At 48.1% G+C, this 19,326-nt stretch carries 15 protein-coding genes and 1 riboswitch; of the genes, 1 reads left to right on the top strand and 14 read right to left on the bottom strand.

All coding sequences use genetic code 11. The features are described 5' to 3' along the window. Window positions 1-16: 16 nt before the first annotated feature. The 11 genes from SporoP33_RS11025 to SporoP33_RS10975 all read right to left on the bottom strand — a co-directional run bounded on the left by SporoP33_RS11025 (window position 17) and on the right by SporoP33_RS10975 (window position 12,473). Window positions 17-538: a MogA/MoaB family molybdenum cofactor biosynthesis protein gene (locus SporoP33_RS11025; RefSeq protein WP_081243749.1), complete on the bottom strand. Its 522-nt coding sequence runs from the start codon at window positions 536-538 to the stop codon at window positions 17-19. Between the two features lie 11 nt (window positions 539-549). Next, entirely contained in the window at window positions 550-1,569 is a 1,020-nt protein-coding gene (locus SporoP33_RS11020; RefSeq protein WP_081243748.1) for a ThiF family adenylyltransferase, read from the bottom strand. Window positions 1,570-1,611: 42 nt separating this feature from the next. Beyond that, the gene (locus SporoP33_RS11015) at window positions 1,612-3,123 is read right to left on the bottom strand and encodes an MFS transporter (RefSeq protein WP_081243747.1); all 1,512 of its coding nucleotides are present in this window, start codon (window positions 3,121-3,123) and stop codon (window positions 1,612-1,614) included. Between the two features lie 69 nt (window positions 3,124-3,192). Further along, on the bottom strand, window positions 3,193-3,726 hold the full coding sequence (locus SporoP33_RS11010; RefSeq protein ID WP_081243746.1) for a hemerythrin domain-containing protein: 534 nt from the start codon (window positions 3,724-3,726) through the stop codon (window positions 3,193-3,195). Between the two features lie 18 nt (window positions 3,727-3,744). Continuing rightward, window positions 3,745-4,395, bottom strand: a complete 651-nt coding sequence (locus SporoP33_RS11005) for a response regulator (protein WP_081243745.1) — start codon at window positions 4,393-4,395, stop codon at window positions 3,745-3,747. Beyond that, window positions 4,376-5,458, bottom strand: coding sequence for a sensor histidine kinase (locus SporoP33_RS11000; RefSeq protein ID WP_081243744.1), 1,083 nt, complete (start codon window positions 5,456-5,458; stop codon window positions 4,376-4,378). The genes SporoP33_RS11005 and SporoP33_RS11000 overlap by 20 nt, the downstream gene beginning before the upstream one ends. Further along, window positions 5,439-5,918: a GAF domain-containing protein gene (locus SporoP33_RS10995; RefSeq protein WP_081243743.1), complete on the bottom strand. Its 480-nt coding sequence runs from the start codon at window positions 5,916-5,918 to the stop codon at window positions 5,439-5,441. The genes SporoP33_RS11000 and SporoP33_RS10995 overlap by 20 nt, the downstream gene beginning before the upstream one ends. Before the next feature lie 30 nt (window positions 5,919-5,948). Next, entirely contained in the window at window positions 5,949-6,644 is a 696-nt protein-coding gene (gene narI, locus SporoP33_RS10990; RefSeq protein WP_081243742.1) for a respiratory nitrate reductase subunit gamma, read from the bottom strand. Beyond that, entirely contained in the window at window positions 6,637-7,206 is a 570-nt protein-coding gene (gene narJ / locus SporoP33_RS10985) for a nitrate reductase molybdenum cofactor assembly chaperone (RefSeq protein WP_081244840.1), read from the bottom strand. The genes narI and narJ overlap by 8 nt, the downstream gene beginning before the upstream one ends. After that, entirely contained in the window at window positions 7,199-8,809 is a 1,611-nt protein-coding gene (gene narH, locus SporoP33_RS10980) for a nitrate reductase subunit beta (protein WP_081243741.1), read from the bottom strand. The genes narJ and narH overlap by 8 nt, the downstream gene beginning before the upstream one ends. After that, window positions 8,799-12,473: a nitrate reductase subunit alpha gene (locus SporoP33_RS10975; RefSeq protein ID WP_081243740.1), complete on the bottom strand. Its 3,675-nt coding sequence runs from the start codon at window positions 12,471-12,473 to the stop codon at window positions 8,799-8,801. Before SporoP33_RS10975 ends, narH begins: the two co-directional genes overlap by 11 nt. Before the next feature lie 409 nt (window positions 12,474-12,882). Here SporoP33_RS10975 and SporoP33_RS10970 point away from each other — a divergent pair, with 409 nt between their 5' ends. Beyond that, complete coding sequence (locus tag SporoP33_RS10970) at window positions 12,883-14,427, top strand: succinyl-CoA:acetate CoA-transferase ScpC (RefSeq protein WP_369821928.1); 1,545 nt, start codon at window positions 12,883-12,885, stop codon at window positions 14,425-14,427. Between the two features lie 760 nt (window positions 14,428-15,187). Here the strand turns inward: SporoP33_RS10970 and SporoP33_RS10965 are convergent. The 3 genes from SporoP33_RS10965 to SporoP33_RS10955 are packed head-to-tail and all read right to left on the bottom strand — an operon-like array spanning window position 15,188 to window position 18,812. Further along, window positions 15,188-16,225, bottom strand: coding sequence for a ribonucleotide-diphosphate reductase subunit beta (locus SporoP33_RS10965; protein ID WP_081243738.1), 1,038 nt, complete (start codon window positions 16,223-16,225; stop codon window positions 15,188-15,190). Next, window positions 16,204-16,641 (bottom strand): flavodoxin, encoded by a 438-nt coding sequence (locus SporoP33_RS10960; protein ID WP_081243737.1) that lies wholly within the window; start codon window positions 16,639-16,641, stop codon window positions 16,204-16,206. Before SporoP33_RS10960 ends, SporoP33_RS10965 begins: the two co-directional genes overlap by 22 nt. Further along, window positions 16,629-18,812 (bottom strand): ribonucleoside-diphosphate reductase subunit alpha, encoded by a 2,184-nt coding sequence (locus SporoP33_RS10955; RefSeq protein WP_369821979.1) that lies wholly within the window; start codon window positions 18,810-18,812, stop codon window positions 16,629-16,631. Before SporoP33_RS10955 ends, SporoP33_RS10960 begins: the two co-directional genes overlap by 13 nt. A gap of 196 nt (window positions 18,813-19,008) precedes the next feature. Further along, window positions 19,009-19,185, bottom strand: a riboswitch (cobalamin riboswitch). Window positions 19,186-19,326: the final 141 nt, after the last annotated feature.

Raw genomic sequence — 19,326 nt, 5'->3', positions numbered from 1 at the left:
CCCCCGTCACCGCGCATCACGGCTCCAGATGCTTCCGCAGCTCATGCACAATATGCGGCAGTTCGGGCACGATCAGTTTGTCCATCGCAAGCGTCACGGCTTTTGACGATCCCGGCAGCAAAAACACTGCCTGCAAGCCGATTGCGCCTGCAGCGGCACGGCTGAGTAATGCTTTTGACCCTACATCTTCGGTATAGCTTAAAAACCGGAACAACTCGCCAAAACCGTCAAGCGGCTTCGTGAAATGTGGCGTCACCGTTTCAACGGTAATATCGCGCGCACCGATTCCTGTTCCGCCTGTGAAGATCATTGCATCAACCGATGAATCTGACAGCCATTTCGAAAGCTGCTCTTCGATATGCCCGCCCTCATCCGCACAGATCTCATAGTCCTTTACTTCATGTCCTGCATCAAGCAGCTTCTCCCGGATAATTTTGCCGCTCTTATCGTCTGCCTTCGTCCGCGTATCACTGATTGTCAGCACCGCAACCGCTATAGACTTCCTGCGCGCTTTTTGCGGCAAATGAGCTTCTTCCATGTTCCATCCCCCTAACCGAATAATGAATGATAGATTTTCCGTCCTTCACGCATATCTTTCAATCCGTGGATCAGCAGCCGGCCGTTACCGAATAAAATACAGCGGTAGTTTTCTGCATGAAACTCCACGAAAAACGGTGTCTGCCGGTATTTCGATCCCAATTGTTCCGCGACTTTCACACCGTGCGCCACAGTCAATTCACGTCCGGCGTCCGGAATGATTTGCACGGTATCACGTCCGCACAACACTGCATACTGCGTGCCCGATGACTGATGCAAGGCAGGATATACCGGATGCTCGCCGCATGTCTCACATTGCGGATTTTTCAAACGGCTGATTCCTGCTTCGACGGATGTATTATTCCACACATCAAAATGCAGAAGTTTAGTGCGCATGGCCGGCTCGTTCCCTGTCAGCCATTTCATTGCTTCCGCACTTTGATGTGCAGCCGAAATCTGTACAGCGGGCGCAATCACCCCAACTGTATCACAAGTTTCATTGACCGCCGGCATGACCGGCAATAAACAGCGGAAACAAGGCGTCCTGCCAGGAATGAAAGGAAAGACGCTGCCCGAACTGCTGACGACAGCGCCGTAGACCCAGGGAATATTCAGTTTCCAAGCAACATCATTGATCAGCAAACGTGTTTCGAAGTTATCTGTTGCATCAAGCAAAATGTCTGCGCCCAATGCGATGTCTTCGAGCAGCGGACCATCCACGTGATCGAGGACCGTGACGATTTCCACGTCTTCCCGGATTTCACGCAGCCGGCGCTCTGCCGCCACCACTTTTGGCACGCTGTTTATCGCGTCTGTCTCAATAAATAATTGCTGACGCTGCAGATTGGATGCTTCTACATAATCGCGGTCAGCGAGTGTCACTTTGCCGATCCCTGCACGCACAAGTGTTTCAGAGATTGCCGAACCGAGCGCGCCGCAGCCGATGATGACCGCATGCGAATCTGCTAACTGCCGCTGCCCCGGCGTGCCGATCGGCTGAAATAATGTCTGCCTTGAGTATCGATTTTCCACTTGATCTACTTCCTTTCATTCGACAAGAAGCGAGGCAACCGGTTACGACCGATTGCCTTCGTTTGATTCGGGACTGATATCGCTGAATGAACCAACGTAGCGAACGACGTCGCCCGTCCCGTCTGTTACGGCACTGATGGAAAGGAACTCCAAATACTCTTCGCCGCTTTTCTTCTTATTCCAAATCTCACCTTGCCACATGCCCTGCTCTTCAATCGCGCTCCACATCGTATCATAGTACGCACGATCATGCCTGCCGGAGCTGAGGATATTCGGACTTTTGCCAAGCACTTCTTCTTCGCTGTATCCTGTCAGCTTTGTGAATGCCGGATTGACTGAAACGATCTTCCCGTTTCGGTCAGTTACAAGAATACCCTGTCCGGTAGAGTCAAAAACTTCTTTCGACAGGCTCGCACGATCCATATAATAGAGCCAGACCGTCAGTACCAGGCTGACGAGCGATACTTGTGAAAACGCCATAAAACCAATCGAATAGGATCCGGTCATCGAGAAAATCGTTGCGAGCAATAAAGGAGGGAAAAATCCGCCCAGACCACCCATCATCGAAACAATCCCGTTCACCGTACCCGCTTGTTTACTGAAATAAAGCGGCACTAATTTAAAGATAACCCCGTTTCCAATACCTGCAGCTGCAGCGATCATGATACTGCCGACTGTATAAATCGCGATGTCCGGCGAAAATGCCAGGACAATCGACGCGGCAGTCAAGCCAGCGAAACAGCCCATTAATAAAAATAACGGCTGGAATTTGTCACCGAGCCAGCCGCCTACCGGCCGCAATAGCGTCGCGACGACGATAAAGCCCGCTGTCCGGAGCCCCGCGTCGACCTTCTCCAGGCCAAAATAGTTGACGAGGAAATTCGGCAGGAAAACGGTGAATGCCACGAATGAACCAAATGTGATGAAATAGAACAATGAGAAAAACCAAAGTTTCTCATTCTTATAGACACCTTTAATCTGATCCACTATCGGCGCCTTCACTTTTACTTCCTTGCGGTCACCGAAGAAGAAGTTTAGCGCAATGAACACAAGCAGTAACACTAAATACATTTTAACAGTCATCGACCAGCCGAATTTCATTGCCAGCACCGGTGCAGAAAATGTCGTGATAGCCGTCCCGATGTTCCCCATTCCGTAAATACCGTTGACGAGTCCGTGCTTTTCTTTAGGGTAATATTTCGGCAATGACGTAACACCGACAGAGAAAATCGCACCGCCCACCCCAAGTAACGTACCGCCGATCAATAAACCTGTCACTGTCGATGTTTCACTTATGTAGTAAACAGGAAACAGCAGTACGATGAAACTGATAAAAAACATTACACGCGCGCCATACACATTGGCATAATAGCCAAGCGGAATCCGCAGAATCGAACCGAGTACTACAGGGATTGCTGTAATGATGGCCACGCGTTCAGGCGGTATGCTAATATCTTCACTGATAAAAGGCAGTAAAGAAGAGATAAGCACCCATACCATGAAACCGACAACTAGATTTGCCGTTTGCAGCGGCAACTGGATCTTTTGTGTCATAGGAATCCATCCAATCTGAAGTTAGTTACTGAACAACCCAACTACTCTTATTTCTTTACTAATTGCTGATTATGATTCTGGTACTATCGATGTATACAGTTGATCGAATAATTCATCCTGCTCTTTCGCCCGCAAAACTGACATGACCATCGGGAAAATAACGTTTTCTTCTTTCACAAAGTGAATCATGATCACTTCAAACGCTTCTCCTGCGTCTTTCACCACGTCTTGCATCATCTCGAGCGTAAATGCCGATAAATCTCCTCTTGTGTGATGAAGAAAGTGTCCGATATATGCATCGATTTCGTCGTGTTCTTCCTGCACCGCCTGAACTGGTCCTTGATCATTGCCCACATACTTCGCCAGCATCGGAAACAGGAATTCTTCTTCCTTTTCCGTATGATTTTTCAACGGCTCGATGAATTCAACAATCAGCTTGCGCAATTGCTGGAGCGCTTTAAGTCCTTCTTCACGGTTATACCGTCCGTTCTCAAAGTCCAGTACAATCGCATGCCACTGACTCATTTCATGCGTCAGGAAACGATGTTCATTTTCCAGCACGCGCAACGCAGGCAGGCTATACGTAAAACCCGGATTGACCATCAACCTTCACCTCTTCAATCAGAAATTCAAAAACTTCTTGCGCAGCGCATACTCGACCAGTTCCGGACGGCTCTTTAACTGCAGCTTATCCATCATCTTCGCTTTATGCGCTTCTACAGTCTTGACCGAAATGTAAAGCATTTCCGCAATTTCCTTGTTGCCGTAACCTTTCGCGACCAATGGCAGTATCTCGATTTCCCGTTTGGATAAAATCTTGAACGGATCATCTTCATCAGTCTGTTTCGGCCCTTTTTTCACAAACTCCCGCACGAGCGAAGTTGCCATCGACGGATGGACATACGTCCCGCCGTCGTACACTTCCCGAAGCGCATTCAGCAGTTCCTCGTCGGGCGCGTTTTTCAAAATATAACCGGATGCCCCGTTTCTCAATACATGGAACATATACTCTTCATCATCGTACATCGTCAAAATAACAATCTTCGTTTCCGGAAAGTCTTCATGAATTTTGCCGGTCGCAATCAGTCCGCTTTGTCCGGGAGGCATGCTCAAATCCAGTAAAATGATATCCGGTCTGTGTTTGGCAACCAGCTCATATGCTTCCAATCCGTCTGCCGCCGTTGCTACGACTTCCATATCATCCTGGAAATTCAAAATGTGCATGAATCCCGTGCGGACGACTGCATGATCATCAGCTATTATGATTTTCACTCGTTGCTCTCTCCTTTTTTAGTGGAATATCAGCCTGGACAGTCGTGCCTCCCTGCTGACTGGAGACGATTGTCAAACTTCCCCCCACCAGTTCCACACGCTCTTTCATGCCATAAAGACCGAGACCCGTTCCCTGGGGCGTGAAGTCGTTGACGTCAAAACCCGTGCCTTCATCGGAAATTTGAATTTGCAGATGGCCGTCCGTCTCTTTCAATGTCAAAAACACATCTTCTACATGGGCATACTTCATGGCGTTTAAAATCGCTTCCTGCCCAATACGGTACGCAACCGTTTCTATTGCACCGTCATAGCGCTGATCTCCCAGTTCCGAGTCAAAATGAACGTAGAGGCCGTAATTTTTCTCAAGTCCTTTGATATGCGTCCGGAACGCCGCTTCCAAACCGAAATCGTCCAGCACTGCCGGCCGTAATTCAACGGACAGGTGGCGGATTTCATCGAGCAGGCGCATCAGGGAACCTTCTGTCTGACGTAATTTCTCCAGCGCTTTTTCGTTCATTCCCATATACTTCAGGACCCGTAAATCTACAAGTGAACTGAGCATTTCCTGCGCTACACTGTCATGCAATTCTCTTGATATTCGTTTGCGCTCATTTTCTTGCGCCAAAATCACTTGCTGCATCCTCAGTTTTTGGTGAAGCATTTCCGATGTCTGTGTTTGCTTCGTCAGATTGCGCAGCATCAGCACGGATATCTTTTGCTCTTCATCAAGAAACTGGTACGTCGCACTGTATGGCTGTATGCCAAAATCTTTCGTTTCCAGATACAATTGAAATGAAGATAACGTTTTTTCCGGTTTTTCCATGAAACACGCCACACATGTCATTTGCTCTTCTTCACTCGTATAGCCGCGGCACGTCAGACAAATAGCGTCCTTCTCACCTTGCAGCATCTTTTCATAGAGTGCTGGCTCAATAATTTGTTGTGCTGCTGTGTTCATTGAAATAATTTCACCCGCCGCACCAAAAAAGAACATAGGCTCCGTCGTGCGGTCGTATAATGTATGCAAAAGATTCGTCAGCTGGTCATTGTTCAATAACGTCATCTTTTAATCGCTCCTTCAAGTGAAACGATCCGAATTGAGGTCCGACGGTTTGCTTAAACTGCTCAAATATGGCGGGCGTCAACCGGTCCACTTCACGGTAACCGATCATGATCACGCCTTGCACATGATCATCTTGAAACAGGGGAATCGCACCAAAACTTTTGAGCTTCTCGAATACGATGATTGGGTAATTATACAGATCTCCTGCATTCACACAGTTCTCTACGTTTTCGTTTACCATCGGCTTGCCCGTCTTGAAGACGATTCCCGCCACCCCTTTGCCTGACTGAAGTACAATCCGGCGGTAGCGCAAACTGATATTCCCCGCCACGTACCGCCATTTCAATTCATAGTGGTGTTTTTTCAAATCCACAAGCGCTAATCCAATGAAATCCGCGTGTAACGTGTCTTTCAGTTCATCGATCGCCAGTTGAAAATTAAAACTCTGTTGTCCAGTCATAGACCTAATCTCCTAATATTCATCATTCGCTTATCGGGGTGTCTGCTTGGTCGGCTGATGTTTTCTATATAGAATATAACTTCTGCCTACATAATTCAACGGCACACTCCAAACGTGAACCAAACGCGTAAATGGCCACATTGCAAAAATCAGAAACCCTGCTAACACATGAAGTTTGAACGCAATGGGAACAGATGCCATATACGCTGCTTCCGGCCTGAAAATTAATAGGGAGCGGAACCATACTGAAATCGTGTCACGGTAATCAAAGCCAGGTGTCATCGTGTTCGTGATCAGCGAGCTGTAGACACCAATGAAGACGATAAACAGCAAAAACGAATTGACGATTAAATCAGAACGGGAAGACAATTTCCGTACATTTGCTTTCGTAAAACGGCGGGATGTCAGAATAATCATCCCCGCCAGTGTCACGACGCCGAAAAAACCGCCGCCCCACACCGCACCAATATGGTACATATGGTCGCTGATCCCCATTGCCCGCGTCCATTCTTTCGGAATTCCCAGCCCTGCCACATGACCTAAAATGACGGGAAAGATTCCGATATGGAACAGCAGACTGCCGATCATCAATTGCTTCTTTTCAATGAATTCACTCGATTTTGCCGTCCAGCCGAACTGATCGTTACGGTAACGGAAAATATGCCCTACAATGAATATTGCGATACAGACATAAGGAAAAATGACCCACAAAAATTGACTAGTCATTAGCGGAAACCTCCCGTTGAATACATGATTTACATGTTTCACGCAGTGCACGGATTAAATGAACCCACGGACTTTCATACTTCTCCAAAGCTTTCATTAAAAAGTATGTACCGTCCTCGATTACCGCGAGCAGCATAGAAAAGCTATGCTGTGCTCTCGGATCTCCCTTCCATTCCGCTGCATAAATAAATTCACACATTAATGGAAGCAAGTCGGATAGTTCTTCGTCCGGCATTTCAAGCCCGAACATTTCGTACAGCACTTTCAACTGTGCCAGCGTCTGACCGCGTTCTTTCGAGTCCTCGAATTTTACGTATGTCATAAACAGCGTGGCATCTTTTTGGAAATCAAAGGTGTACGTGTACATCTCCTGTATTTCATCTAAACTGTACGTCTGCATCGTTTCCCAGTACAGCTGCAGCTCATCATAAGCTGCAGCATTATCTGGCACGAATTCATTCCACATATCTGGATGGAACGTCAGCTTCTCCGGATAGTTCAGCTGTTGGGAGAAAAAGCCGAAGATCTGTTTCTTTTCATATAGCAAATCAAGATTAATCACGCCAGATCCCCCCATAGAAGTTCTCCTGGTAGATTTCCTTCCCTGTTTTCACCGGCGCTCCTGGCGACGCTGGGCCGCAGCCGTCACAGCCTCCATCTGAGCCCATCACAGAGAATGAATACGGATTGGAAGCCGGCGCTTGTTCGCCATACGTGCCCATGCCGTCATACCCCGCGGAACCTTGGGAACGGTAGACGTTCATCTGACTTTCTTTATGCGATGTCGGAATGACGAATCGGTCCTCGTATTTCGCAATCGCAAGCAGGCGGTACATCTGTTTTGTCTGTTGCGCAGTCAGTCCAACGCGCTCCAGTTTTGTTTCATCGAAATCCTTGCCGGAAGAAACTGCACGCATGTATGAACGCATCATCGCCATACGCTGCAGGCCTCCTTTCACTGTATCCACATCTCCAGCCGTCAGCATATTCGCCAAGTACTGAAGCGGAATGCGCATTTCTTCGATAGCCGGGAAAATCATGTCCGGATTTTTGATGGAGTCTTTACCTTCAAAGTAGTTCATGATCGGACTGAGCGGCGGCACGTACCATACCATCGGCAGTGTACGGTATTCCGGGTGCAGCGGGAATGCAAGCTTGTACTCTATCGCCAATTTATACACCGGCGAGTTCTGCGCTGCGTCAATCCAGTCTTCCGAAATGCCGTCTTTGATCGCCTGTGCGATCACTTCCGGGTCATTCGGGTCTAGGAACAAATCGCATTGTGCCTGGTAAAGATCTTTCGGGTCCGGCGTGGAAGCCGCTTCCTGCACGCGGTCTGCGTCATAGAGCAGAACACCCAGATAACGGATCCGGCCTGTACATGTTTCAGAACATACTGTCGGCAATCCCGATTCCACACGCGGGAAACAGAATGTACATTTCTCTGCTTTATTTGTTTTCCAGTTAAAGTAGACTTTCTTATACGGACAGCCGGTCATGCAATAACGCCAGCCCCGGCATGCTTCCTGGTCGACCAGAACGATTCCGTCTTCGTCACGCTTGTAGATGGCACCTGAAGGACAAGATGCCACACAGCTCGGATTCAGACAGTGTTCACATAGTCTTGGCAAATACATCATGAATGCCTGCTCGAAGTTGAATTTGATTTCTTCTTCGATTTTCTCAATATTCGGGTCAGTCGGTCCTGTGATATGCGCGCCCGCCAGCTGATCTTCCCAGTTCGGACCCCATTCAGGATCCATATATTCGCCTGTCACAACAGACTTTGCGCGAGCTACCGGCGTATGTTTCTGATCCGGCGCTGACGTCAGCTTCTCGTAATCATATGTCCACGGCTCATAGTAATCTTTCATTTCCGGCATATCCGGGTTGTAGAAGATTTTTCCAAGCGCGATTTTCGACAGCTTCGTGCCTGATTTCAGCTCCAGCTTGCCTTTTCGCAACTGCCAGCCGCCTTTATAGAGCTCCTGGTCTTCCCATCGTTTCGGATAGCCGATTCCCGGTTTTGTTTCTACGTTATTGAACCACATGTACTCGGCACCTTCACGGTTCGTCCATGTCGTTTTACACGTCACACTGCACGTATGACACCCGATACACTTGTCTAAATTCATCACCATTGCAACTTGTGCTTTAATTTTCAAGCCAGTTGACCTCCTTCATCTTACGGACTGCGACGTAGACATCACGCTGGTTACCAATCGGCCCGTAGTAGTTGAATCCATAGCTGAGCTGTGCATAGCCGCCTACCATTTGAGTCGGCTTCATGTGGATACGCGTCGGTGCATTATGGCTTCCTCCGCGCTGCTCGGTAATTTCCGAGCCCGGCATCTGAATGTGTTTGTCTTGTGCGTGGTACATGAACATCGTACCTTTTGGCATTCTGTGACTGACGACGGCACGTGCGTTGACGACGCCGTTCCGGTTATATACTTCAAGCCATGCATTGTCTTCGATTCCATGCTCTTCTGCATCGAGATTGGACAGCCAGACCGTCGGGCCGCCGCGGAACAATGTCAGCATGTGCTGATTATCCTGGTAAGTCGAGTGGATGTTCCACTTGCCGTGCGGTGTTAGATAGCGCAGGACGAGGGCATCCTGTCCGCCTTTGACTTCATCATCGCGGTCCGCGAAGACAAATGGCGGCAAGGTCGGTTTATAGATCGGCAATGCTTCTCCAAATCCAAGGAACAGTTCATGATCGACGTAGAAATGCTGTCTGCCGGTCAGTGTCCGGAAAGGCACCAGACGCTCAATATTCGTTGTAAACGGTGAGTAGCGCCGTCCAAGTTTATTGGAACCGCTGAATACTGGCGTCGGAATCACTTCACGCGGCTGCGCGGTAATATTGGCGAATGTGAAGCGCTCCGCTGCGCGGTCTGCTGAAATATCTTTCAGCTCTACACCCGTATCATGCTCCGCCGCTTCAAATGCACGTTGCGATACACGGCCGTTCGTTGCGGAGGACAATGTCAGCATCGCTTCCGCTGCGTGCTTCGCCGTATACAGCTTCGGCAAGCCGCTCTTTACGGTATCGTCATCATAGACGCCGTTGATGCCTTTCATCAGTTCGTATTCTTCCGCTACAGAGAAGCTGACGCCGTGCGCCCCTGTCTTGCCTGTGGACAATAAAGGTCCGAGCGTAATATATTTGTCATAAATTTGAGTGTAATCCCGTTCTACAATCGTCATGCCTGGCATTGTTTTGCCCGGTACCGCCTCAATTTCCCCTTTACTCCAGTCATGCACTTCACCAAACGGCTGCGCAATTTCCTGAATGGAGTCATGTGCTAACGGCGACGTGACCAAGTCTTTGTAGACGCCCGGCAAATGGATCTTCGCCAATTCTGAGAACGTCTGCGCAATTGTGCGGTAAATATCCCAGTCTGATCTTGATTCCCACAGCGGATTGACTGCCGGATTGAACGGGTGGACGAATGGATGCATGTCCGTAGAAGACAGATCCACTTTCTCATACCATGTAGCAGCCGGCAGAACGATATCTGCGTAGAGCGGCGTTGCTGTCATACGGAAATCAAGCGCCACCAGTAAATCCAGTTTACCTTCCACTTCGTCGCGCCAGACCATTTCTTCTGGTTTCATATCTTCATTCGGCGTAGCCAGCAGGCCGTCTGACGCCCCTAGCAAATGCTTCATGAAATATTCCTGCCCTTTTGCCGAACTCGAAATTAAATTCGAGCGCCAGACGAACAGGGAACGCGGGAAGTTTTCTGGTGCATCCGGATCTTCCGCTGCAAATTGCAGTTCTCCCGATTTCAGCTGGTCAACAACGTGCGAGACCACTTCCTTCGGTTCTGTCTTGCCAAGTTTTGCGGCTTCTTCGACAAGCTGCAGGCTATTTTTATTAAACTGCGGATAAGACGGCAGCCAGCCCAATCGTGCTGCGAGTACGTTATAGTCAGCAGGATGCTGATATCTGGCTTTTCCTCCGAGCGGCGACATAAGTGTATCGGCACCCGCTTCCTCGTATTTCCACTGATCCGTAGCGAAGTAGAAGAATGACGTCGCGTTTTGCAGACGCGGCGGCCCTTGCCAGTCTTTTGCGAATGCAATGGTGCTCCATCCTTCAATCGGACGGCATTTCTCCTGTCCGACATAATGCGCCCAGCCTCCGCCGTTGACGCCTTGCGAAGCTGTCAGCGTGACAAGATTCAATATCGCGCGGTAAATCGTATCACTGTTGAACCAGTGATTGATGCCCGCTCCCATGATGATCATCGAACGTCCGCCGGTATCAATCGCATTCTGCGCAAACTCCATCGCAATCTGCGTAACTAGTTCAGGCTTCACATTAGTGATAGCCTCCTGCCAGGCTGGAGTATATATAGAAGTTACATCATCATATCCTGTCGCTTCCAATTCACTGTCAATGCGGTTGACGCCGTATTGGCTCAGCATGACATCATATGTTGTCGCGACCAGACGCTCTGTGCCGTCTGCAAGCTGTAATTTCATTACAGGAATTGGCCGCTTGAATGTGCCGTTGCCCCGGTTATCAAAGTAAGGGAAATGAATTTCTTCCCAGCTGTCCGCCTGCTTTTCAATGGACAATGCCGGCTCTACAAAAGTGCCGTCTTCATTTTCAAGCTGCAAATTCCATTTAACGTCATCTTCCCAGCGCTGTCCCATCGTGCCGTTCGGAACAATCACTTTGCCTGCCGCTTCATCAAACAGCATAGGTTTCCACTCGGCGTGTGCATCCTGCTGCCCTAAATCGCTGGCACGAAGGAACCGTCCCGCTTTATATGAATCTTCATGCGGATCCAATAAAATCAGAAACGGCATGTCCGTATATTGTTTCGCATAATTTAAAAATGTCGGCTCTTTACGTTTCTGATAAAATTCATCCAATATAACATGTGTCATCGCCTGTGCTACAGCGGCATCCGTTCCGGGGTTTGCCGCGATCCAGTCATCCGCATGTGTAACACTTTCTGCATAATCCGGTGCCACCGAAACGACTTTCGTTCCTTTATAGCGGACTTCTGTCATGAAGTGTGCATCTGGCGTCCGGGTAAGCGGCACGTTGGAGCCCCACATAATGATATAACCGGCATTGAACCAGTCACTTGATTCCGGAACATCGGTCTGCTCACCCCAGATTTGCGGAGAGGAAGGCGGAAGGTCCGCATACCAGTCGTAGAAGCTGAGCATTTCGCCGCCAAGCAATGAAATGAAACGTGCACCTGACGCGTAACTGACCATCGACATCGCAGGAATCGGCGTGAATCCCGCTACGCGATCCGGACCGTATTTTTGTACCGTGTAGATGAGCTGCGCCGCGATCAGCATCGTTGCATCACGCCAATGAATCCGAACGTGGCCGCCTTTACCGCGCGCACTTTTATATTCTTTAGTTTTCTCTGGATCTTCGACGATGGATGTCCAAGCTTCCACGGGATCTTTCTTTTCCTGCAAAGCTTCGTTCCACATGCGCCACAGCTTCCCTCTTATATAAGGATACTTCACGCGCAAAGGACTGTATTCATACCAGGAAAATGAAGCTCCGCGGGGGCAGCCTCTGGGTTCAAATTCAGGCATATCCGGACCGCAGGAAGGATAATCTATTTGCTGATTTTCCCACGTGATGATGCCGTTCTTGACGAATACTTTCCAGCTGCAGGAACCTGTACAGTTTACGCCGTGTGTAGTACGCACCACTTTGTCATGTGACCAGCGCTGACGGTACATATTTTCCCAATCACGGCTCTTTTCTTCCAGCACCGACCAGCTTCCGGAATAACTCTCGACAGGTTTAAAATAATTCAATCCGAATCTCTTTTTCATCGAACATTTCCACTCCTTCTCAGAATGTAGCAGTAAATGAAACAAACCTATTACTCACAGTACCCTAAAACAAACTGATTAATCTGAATATAAACTAAGGGAATTCCCTATTTTCATTTTTGTATCACAGGACGTTTCAACTAATTACAATTTATTATCTTTATATTTGATAATTATACGTGTTTTAACAGGTCTTTCCATAAGGGTTTTCCCTATTCTCGCCCACAGAACACCCTTTGTATATTTGAATTTAAGGGGAAACGCTTACTGCCGGCGTTCACAACAACTCTGTTATTTTACCCGCTTGCCATTTGATTTTAGTGTAATTATTCATAGAGTGGGAAATTAAGTATAGTTCTCTTAATATTATGTTGATTTTATTCAGATAACTGATAGAATTATATACAAAATGAAAGGTAAGGTGGATAATACCGTGGCAAACGAACTAAATAAAGTACTTCGTTGTGAAGCACTAAAAGACAAAATTGTAACAGCAGAAGAAGCAGCTTCTTGGATCGAGGATGGAATGTCATTGGGTCTGAGCGGCTTTACTTTGTCCGGGGACGCGAAAGCGGTTCCATTGGCATTGGCTGAAAGAGGTAAAAAAGAAGACTTCAAAGTAAACGTTTTCACCGGTGCTTCCATGGGGCCAAACGTTGACCAGCTGATGGCTGAAGCAGACGTAATTAATTTACGCGTTCCTTATCAGGGTAACCCGACAATGCGCGGTAAAATCAACAATGGTGAGTCATTCTATATCGATCAGCATCTTTCTCATACAGCTGAATGGATTCGTCAAGGCGTAATCGGCCCTGTTGACTATGCAATTATCGAAGCAGCTGCAATTACAGAAGATGGTCAGATTATTCCGACTGGTTCTGTTGGTAACTCCCCTATTTTTGTTCAGGAAGCGAAGAATGTTATCATCGAATTGAATGTGAATGCTCCTGTTGAATTTGAAGGTTTGCATGATATCTATATTCCTGAATACCAGGGCGACCGCAAAGAAATTCCTGTTTTCAGCGTGACAGATAAAATCGGTACACCTGGAATCAAAGTGGATCCTGAAAAGGTACGCGGTATCGTTCTTACAGAGCAGGGAGATATTCCGTCCCCTATCGTTCCTCCAGATGAAGAGACACAGGAGATTGCAAACAACTTGCTGACATTCTTCCGTGACGAAATCAAATTGGGTCGCATGGACGAGTCACTTCTTCCTCTTCAATCAGGTGTTGGTTCAGTAGCAAACGCTGTTCTTGACGGCATGAGAACATCTGAATTCAGAGACATCGAAGTATATTCTGAAGTTCTTCAGGATGCAATCTTCGACTTGATCGATGACGGCGTTGTGAAATTCGCTTCTGCGACTTCATTAACACTTTCTAAAAAGCGTTTGGACAGCTTCCAGGACGATATCGCTAAATACCGCGATAAGCTAGTATTCCGTCCACAGGAAGTTTCAAACCACCCGGAAGTAATTCGTCGTTTGGGTGTTATTTCCTTCAACACGGCGCTTGAACTGGACATCTACGGAAACGTTAACTCTACACATGTTGCTGGAACACGCATGATGAATGGTATTGGCGGATCTGGTGACTTCGCTCGTAACGCGCGCATCGCGATTTTCGTTACGAAGTCTTACGCAAAAGGCGGAGACGTGTCATCAATCGTACCTTTCTCTTCTCACGTGGACCACACGGAGCACGACGTAGACGTAATTGTAACGGAACAAGGTTATGCGGATCTTCGCGGCCTGGCTCCAAGACAAAAAGCAGAACTGTTGATTGAAAACTGTGCTCACCCTGATTTCAAGGAAGAGCTGCGCGATTACTACAACAGAGCATGTGAACAAGTTGGCGGACAGACTCCACACATTCTGGAAGAAGCCCTATCTTGGCACGTAAATCTTGCAAAAAACAAGACAATGCACAAAGCTGCTGAAGCACAAAAATAATTTCATAACTATGAAGACGAGCGGACTTAGGTCCGCTTGTCTTTTTTTGCGTTGTTTTTTTGATTGAGCGCTTGCGGGGGCGGGATGAGCGGACGCGGGGTGACTATGAGCGCGTGCGAAGGCAGTATGAGCGGACGCGGGGTGACTAGGGGCGCTTGCGAAGGCGGGATGAGCGCACACGGGGTGACTGTGAGCGCTTGCGAAGGCAATATGAGCGGACGCGGGGCGACTATGAGCGCGTGCGAAGGCAGGATGAGCGCACACGGGGTGACTATGACCGGTTGCGAAGGCGGGATGAGCGGACACGGGGTGACTAGGGGCGCTTGCGAAGGCGGGATGAGCGGACACGGGGTGACTATGAGCGGTTGCGAAGGCGGGATGAGCGGATGCGGGGTGACTATGAGCGCGTGCGAAGGCAGTATGAGCGGACGCGGGGTGACTAGGGGCGCTTGCGAAGGCGGGATGAGCGGACACGGGGTGACTGTGAGCGCTTGCGAAGGCAATATGAGCGGACGCGGGGCGACTATGAGCGCGTGCGAAAGTAGTATGAGCGCACGCGGGGTGACTATGAGCGCTTGCGAAAGTAGTATGAGCGCATGCGGGGCGACTATGAACGGTTGCGAAGGCGGGATGAGCGCACGCGGGGTGACTATGAGCGCTTGCGAAAGTAGTATGAGCGAATCCGGATACGCCCTTCCCCCTCTCCTCCCTACACACCAAAAAAGCGAAACCCTTTACGGATTCCGCTTTCTCTTACGTATTACAAATCATCAAAGCCATTTAAATCACTGGTTTTCACATACTGGCGGCTTGTCTGCTCGAAGAAGTCCGTTTTCGTGTCGTCGAAGTTGTCAACGTACGCTCGGATCCACTTCATTGGGTTGTCTGTAAACTCGGGATAGATTTCGCTCAGGCCGAGCATGCGCAGCATTTTGTTGGCGCGGTATTTTACGTAGCCTTCCATTTCATCCATTTCTAGACCATCGATGTCACCAAGTACATAGCGGCTCCAGATGACTTCTTGTTCTACGGAGTGGCGGAATTGGTCGTAGATCCATTCCGTGAATTCATCCGTATTGTACTCAGGGTTTTCCGCCAGTGCTGCGCGGAAGATGTCGCTGATTGCTTTGCCGTGCTGAAGTTCGTCACGATTGATATAGGAGATCATCGTAGATGTGCCGACCATTTTCTGATGACGCGCCAAATTATAGAAGAATGCGAAGCCGCTGTAGAAGAAGAGTCCTTCAAGCAGCGTGGTGTAGACCATTGCTTTTAGTACTGTTTCAATCGTCGGATTCTCTGCAAATTCATTGTAAACTTCTACAATCCGTTCATTACGCTTCATTAACACTTCATCTGTACGGCCCATCTCAAAAGATTCCATCTGCTTGTCAAGATTTGTGACCGATGACAGCACGTATGCATAACTGTGATTATGCTCGCTTTCCTGATCGGCAATCGTTGCCATAATCGACTTGACGGAAGGATCTGTTGTAAAGTCTGCAATTTTCATTGCGATGACGGTTTGCGGACCATCCAGTGTCGCAAGCAAACCAATGATTTTCAGAAATGCAGATTGCTCTTCTTTAGTCAGACTTGCAAACTGTTTGACGTCCTGCGTCATGTCTACTTCATTTGCTGTCCAAAAAAGAGAACGGATGCGCTGACGCAGTGTATAGAAATGCGGGTGCGCGAGGTCATTCCAGTTCAAGATGCCGCTTGCTTCCCCGCCGAATATTGCTGTCGCTTTATTCGGATTTGCCGGGTTCAATACTTTTACTCGTGTAAGTGTCGCCAATGGTCGAGCACTCCTTTCGTCCAGTTCATAACTGTTTGTTCTTGTACGCCGCGCGGGCTTTGTTCAATCTTTAATGGTTCAAAGGGAGAGTGGTAGAATTTTGCAAGTTTGTCTGCAGCTTTGCAAAATAGCTCGTCGCCTCCAAACTGTGTGTCCCCCGTCCCGAAGACGTAGACAGGCTCGGGCTTATAGCCGATGTCTGCCACGAAATCTTTGACTTCATCCGGTGTTGCGCCCTTTTCCCAGGTGAAAGAACCGATGCAGAACGCGTCGTATTCGCTAATATCCGGAATCACACCGAGGCCGATACGATGTGTATCGACTTCGATGCCTTCACTTTCCAGATTTTCTGTAATTAACTCTGCCACTTCCTGTGTATTGCCGCTCCAGGATGCGTAGGCAATCAGGAATGACACCACTCGCACTCCTCGATCTCAGCTGCGGTTGAACGCATATAGTATGTCGTTTTCATGCCCGATTTCCACGCCTGCAAGTGCAGGTCCAGAATGACAGATGCACGGATGGTGTTCGGAACATAGATGTTGAATGAAATCGCCTGGTCGATATGTTGCTGACGGGCGGCATTTTGTTTGATGGACCAGCGCTGATCAACGATATACGCAGAACGGCGGTATACATCATACGTGTTATGATCCAAATCCGGTGCGATAACCGGTAATTTATAATCTTTTTTCTCCTCATGGTAGAACGGCTTAAACACCGGGTCGATGGACGCTGTTGAGCCAGCGATGACGGATGTGGAACTGTTCGGTGCGACTGCCATTAAGTAGCCGTTACGCATACCGTTAATAGCTACGTCCATTCGCAGCTCACGCCATTTGTTGGAATCATACTCACGTTGTTCGAAATACTCGCCTGTCTGCCAGTCCGACCCATCGAACAATGGATATGCCCCTTTTTCTTTCGATAATTCCATTGACGCTTTGATCGTCAAGTATGCAATATTTTCGTAAAGCTTGTCCGCATATTCCACAGCCTCATCAGATTCCCATTGGATATTTTTCAATGCGAGTAAATGATGCCAGCCAAATGTCCCTAGACCGATTCCGCGGTAACGCGCATTTGTACGCTGCGCCTGGACCACCGGAATTTTATTCTGATCGATGACATTGTCGAGCATACGGACTTGAATAGTAATCAAGCGCTCTAATACATCCGCTGGAACTGCTTTTCCTAAATTAATCGATGACAAATTACAGACGACAAAATCACCAGGCTTCGTGCGCGTGACAACCAGATCATCTTCCAGCGTAACCGATTCATGTGTACTAGCTGACATATTTTGCAATATTTCTGTGCATAAATTACTAGAATAAATAATCCCTTCATGTTTATTCGGATTCATCCGATTTACTTCATCGCGGTAAAACATGAATGGCGTTCCTGTTTCAAGCTGGCTGCGCAAGATTCGTTTCATAATCTCAATCGCCGGAACCGTTTCTCTGGATAGGTCTTCATTGCGGACACACTCTTCGTACTTTTCACGGAATGTTCCCTGCCCTTTTGTTTCATCATAGAAATCTTCCAATGAATAGCCCATCTTTACACGGACCTCATGCGGATCAAATAGGTGCCAGTCTTCACGTGACTCCACTTTTTCCATGAATAAATCCGGCAGGCAAACGCCTGTGAAAATATCGTGGGCACGCAAACGGTCATCGCCATTATTAAGCTTCAGATCGAGGAATGTGAATATATCCTGATGCCATACGTCCAGATAAACTGCCACTGCCCCTTGGCGCTGGCCAAGCTGATCGACGCTTACTGCCGTGTTGTTCAGCTGCTTGATCCACGGAAGCACCCCGCTGGACGCGCCTTCAAATCCCCGAATGGAAGCACCGCGGGACCGGACTTTCCCCATATAGACGCCGATGCCGCCGCCAAATTTCGACAGATTCGCGATATCCGTATTGCTGCTATAGATACCTTGCAGTGAATCATCGACTGTATCGATAAAGCAGCTCGACAGCTGGCCGTGCATTTTCCCTGCGTTTGATAATGTGGGAGTAGCCACCGTCATGTACAGATTACTCATCGCCCAGTATGCTTCGCCGATTTTATGGATGCGATCTTCCGTTTCATCCTGCATCAGCGTCATCGCTATGATCAGCCAGCGTTCTTGCGGAAGCTCGACCGGCTGCTTTTTGAAATTCACCGTTACATAACGGTCCACCAATGTTTTCAAACCGATGTAAGTGAATAATAAATCGCGCGCAGGGTCGATCAATTTGCCGATTTCCTGCAGCTCCTGCCGGCTGTATTTCTCCGTCAGAACAGGCGTATAAAGTCCCTGCTCCACCAATCGTTCTACATTTTTCGCAAAATCGGCATAAACATCTGCACCGCGCAAGGTTTTTTGTTTCGCATAGACGTCGAATAAATAAATACGTGCAGCAACGAATGTCCAATACGCATTTGCTTCATCAATACGGCTCAATGATTCGAGCACCATCGCATTCGTCCACTCCGCAGCGGAACTCGCGGGATGACGCTGCTGAAATTTCTCACTCGCTTCGATCAATGGCTCAATTTGCTTCTTTCCAAATTCCTCTTGTAAATTTTCCATCAATAGCTGAAGTCCGACTGTTTCTTGAATAATAGCCATTATATCCGCTCCCTTTAGTTGAGTGATGATGTTTTGCGGTAAATAAAAAGACTCCCAATAAAATCGGGAGTCGACAGCTGACGTATGGCAGATAGTAGAAAGGTTTAGGCAGGCAAAAAAACACTGCTGTTTGCTTTCACTCTCCAACCCCGAAGAATGTTTTGCTGAGACGATTGGCAGGTCTACTGGCTGGCACATCTTCCTTCCATCTTTCCTTCCCGCCGAAGCAGTGGATTTACTAAGACAGTCGTCCGTGCCCTCAGTTGCGGGGGCAGCTCCGTTTTTCGCGGATTCCCTTTTAAACTTGTTGGGTACCAATTCATCTAATTACCGTTATACACTATATATAGTATGTTGTTTCCTATATAACCCTAACATGTTGTGTTCAAACATGCAAAACAAAAATCGAACCGAAGTTCAGAATCTATCTTCTGAACTACGATTCGACTTTTGATATTCAGCATTTTATAGTATA

Source organism: Sporosarcina sp. P33, assembly GCF_002077155.1.
Lineage (GTDB): Bacteria > Bacillota > Bacilli > Bacillales_A > Planococcaceae > Sporosarcina.
Note: the sequence above shows the minus strand (reverse complement) of the source record. Positions and strands in the feature narration are given on the sequence as shown.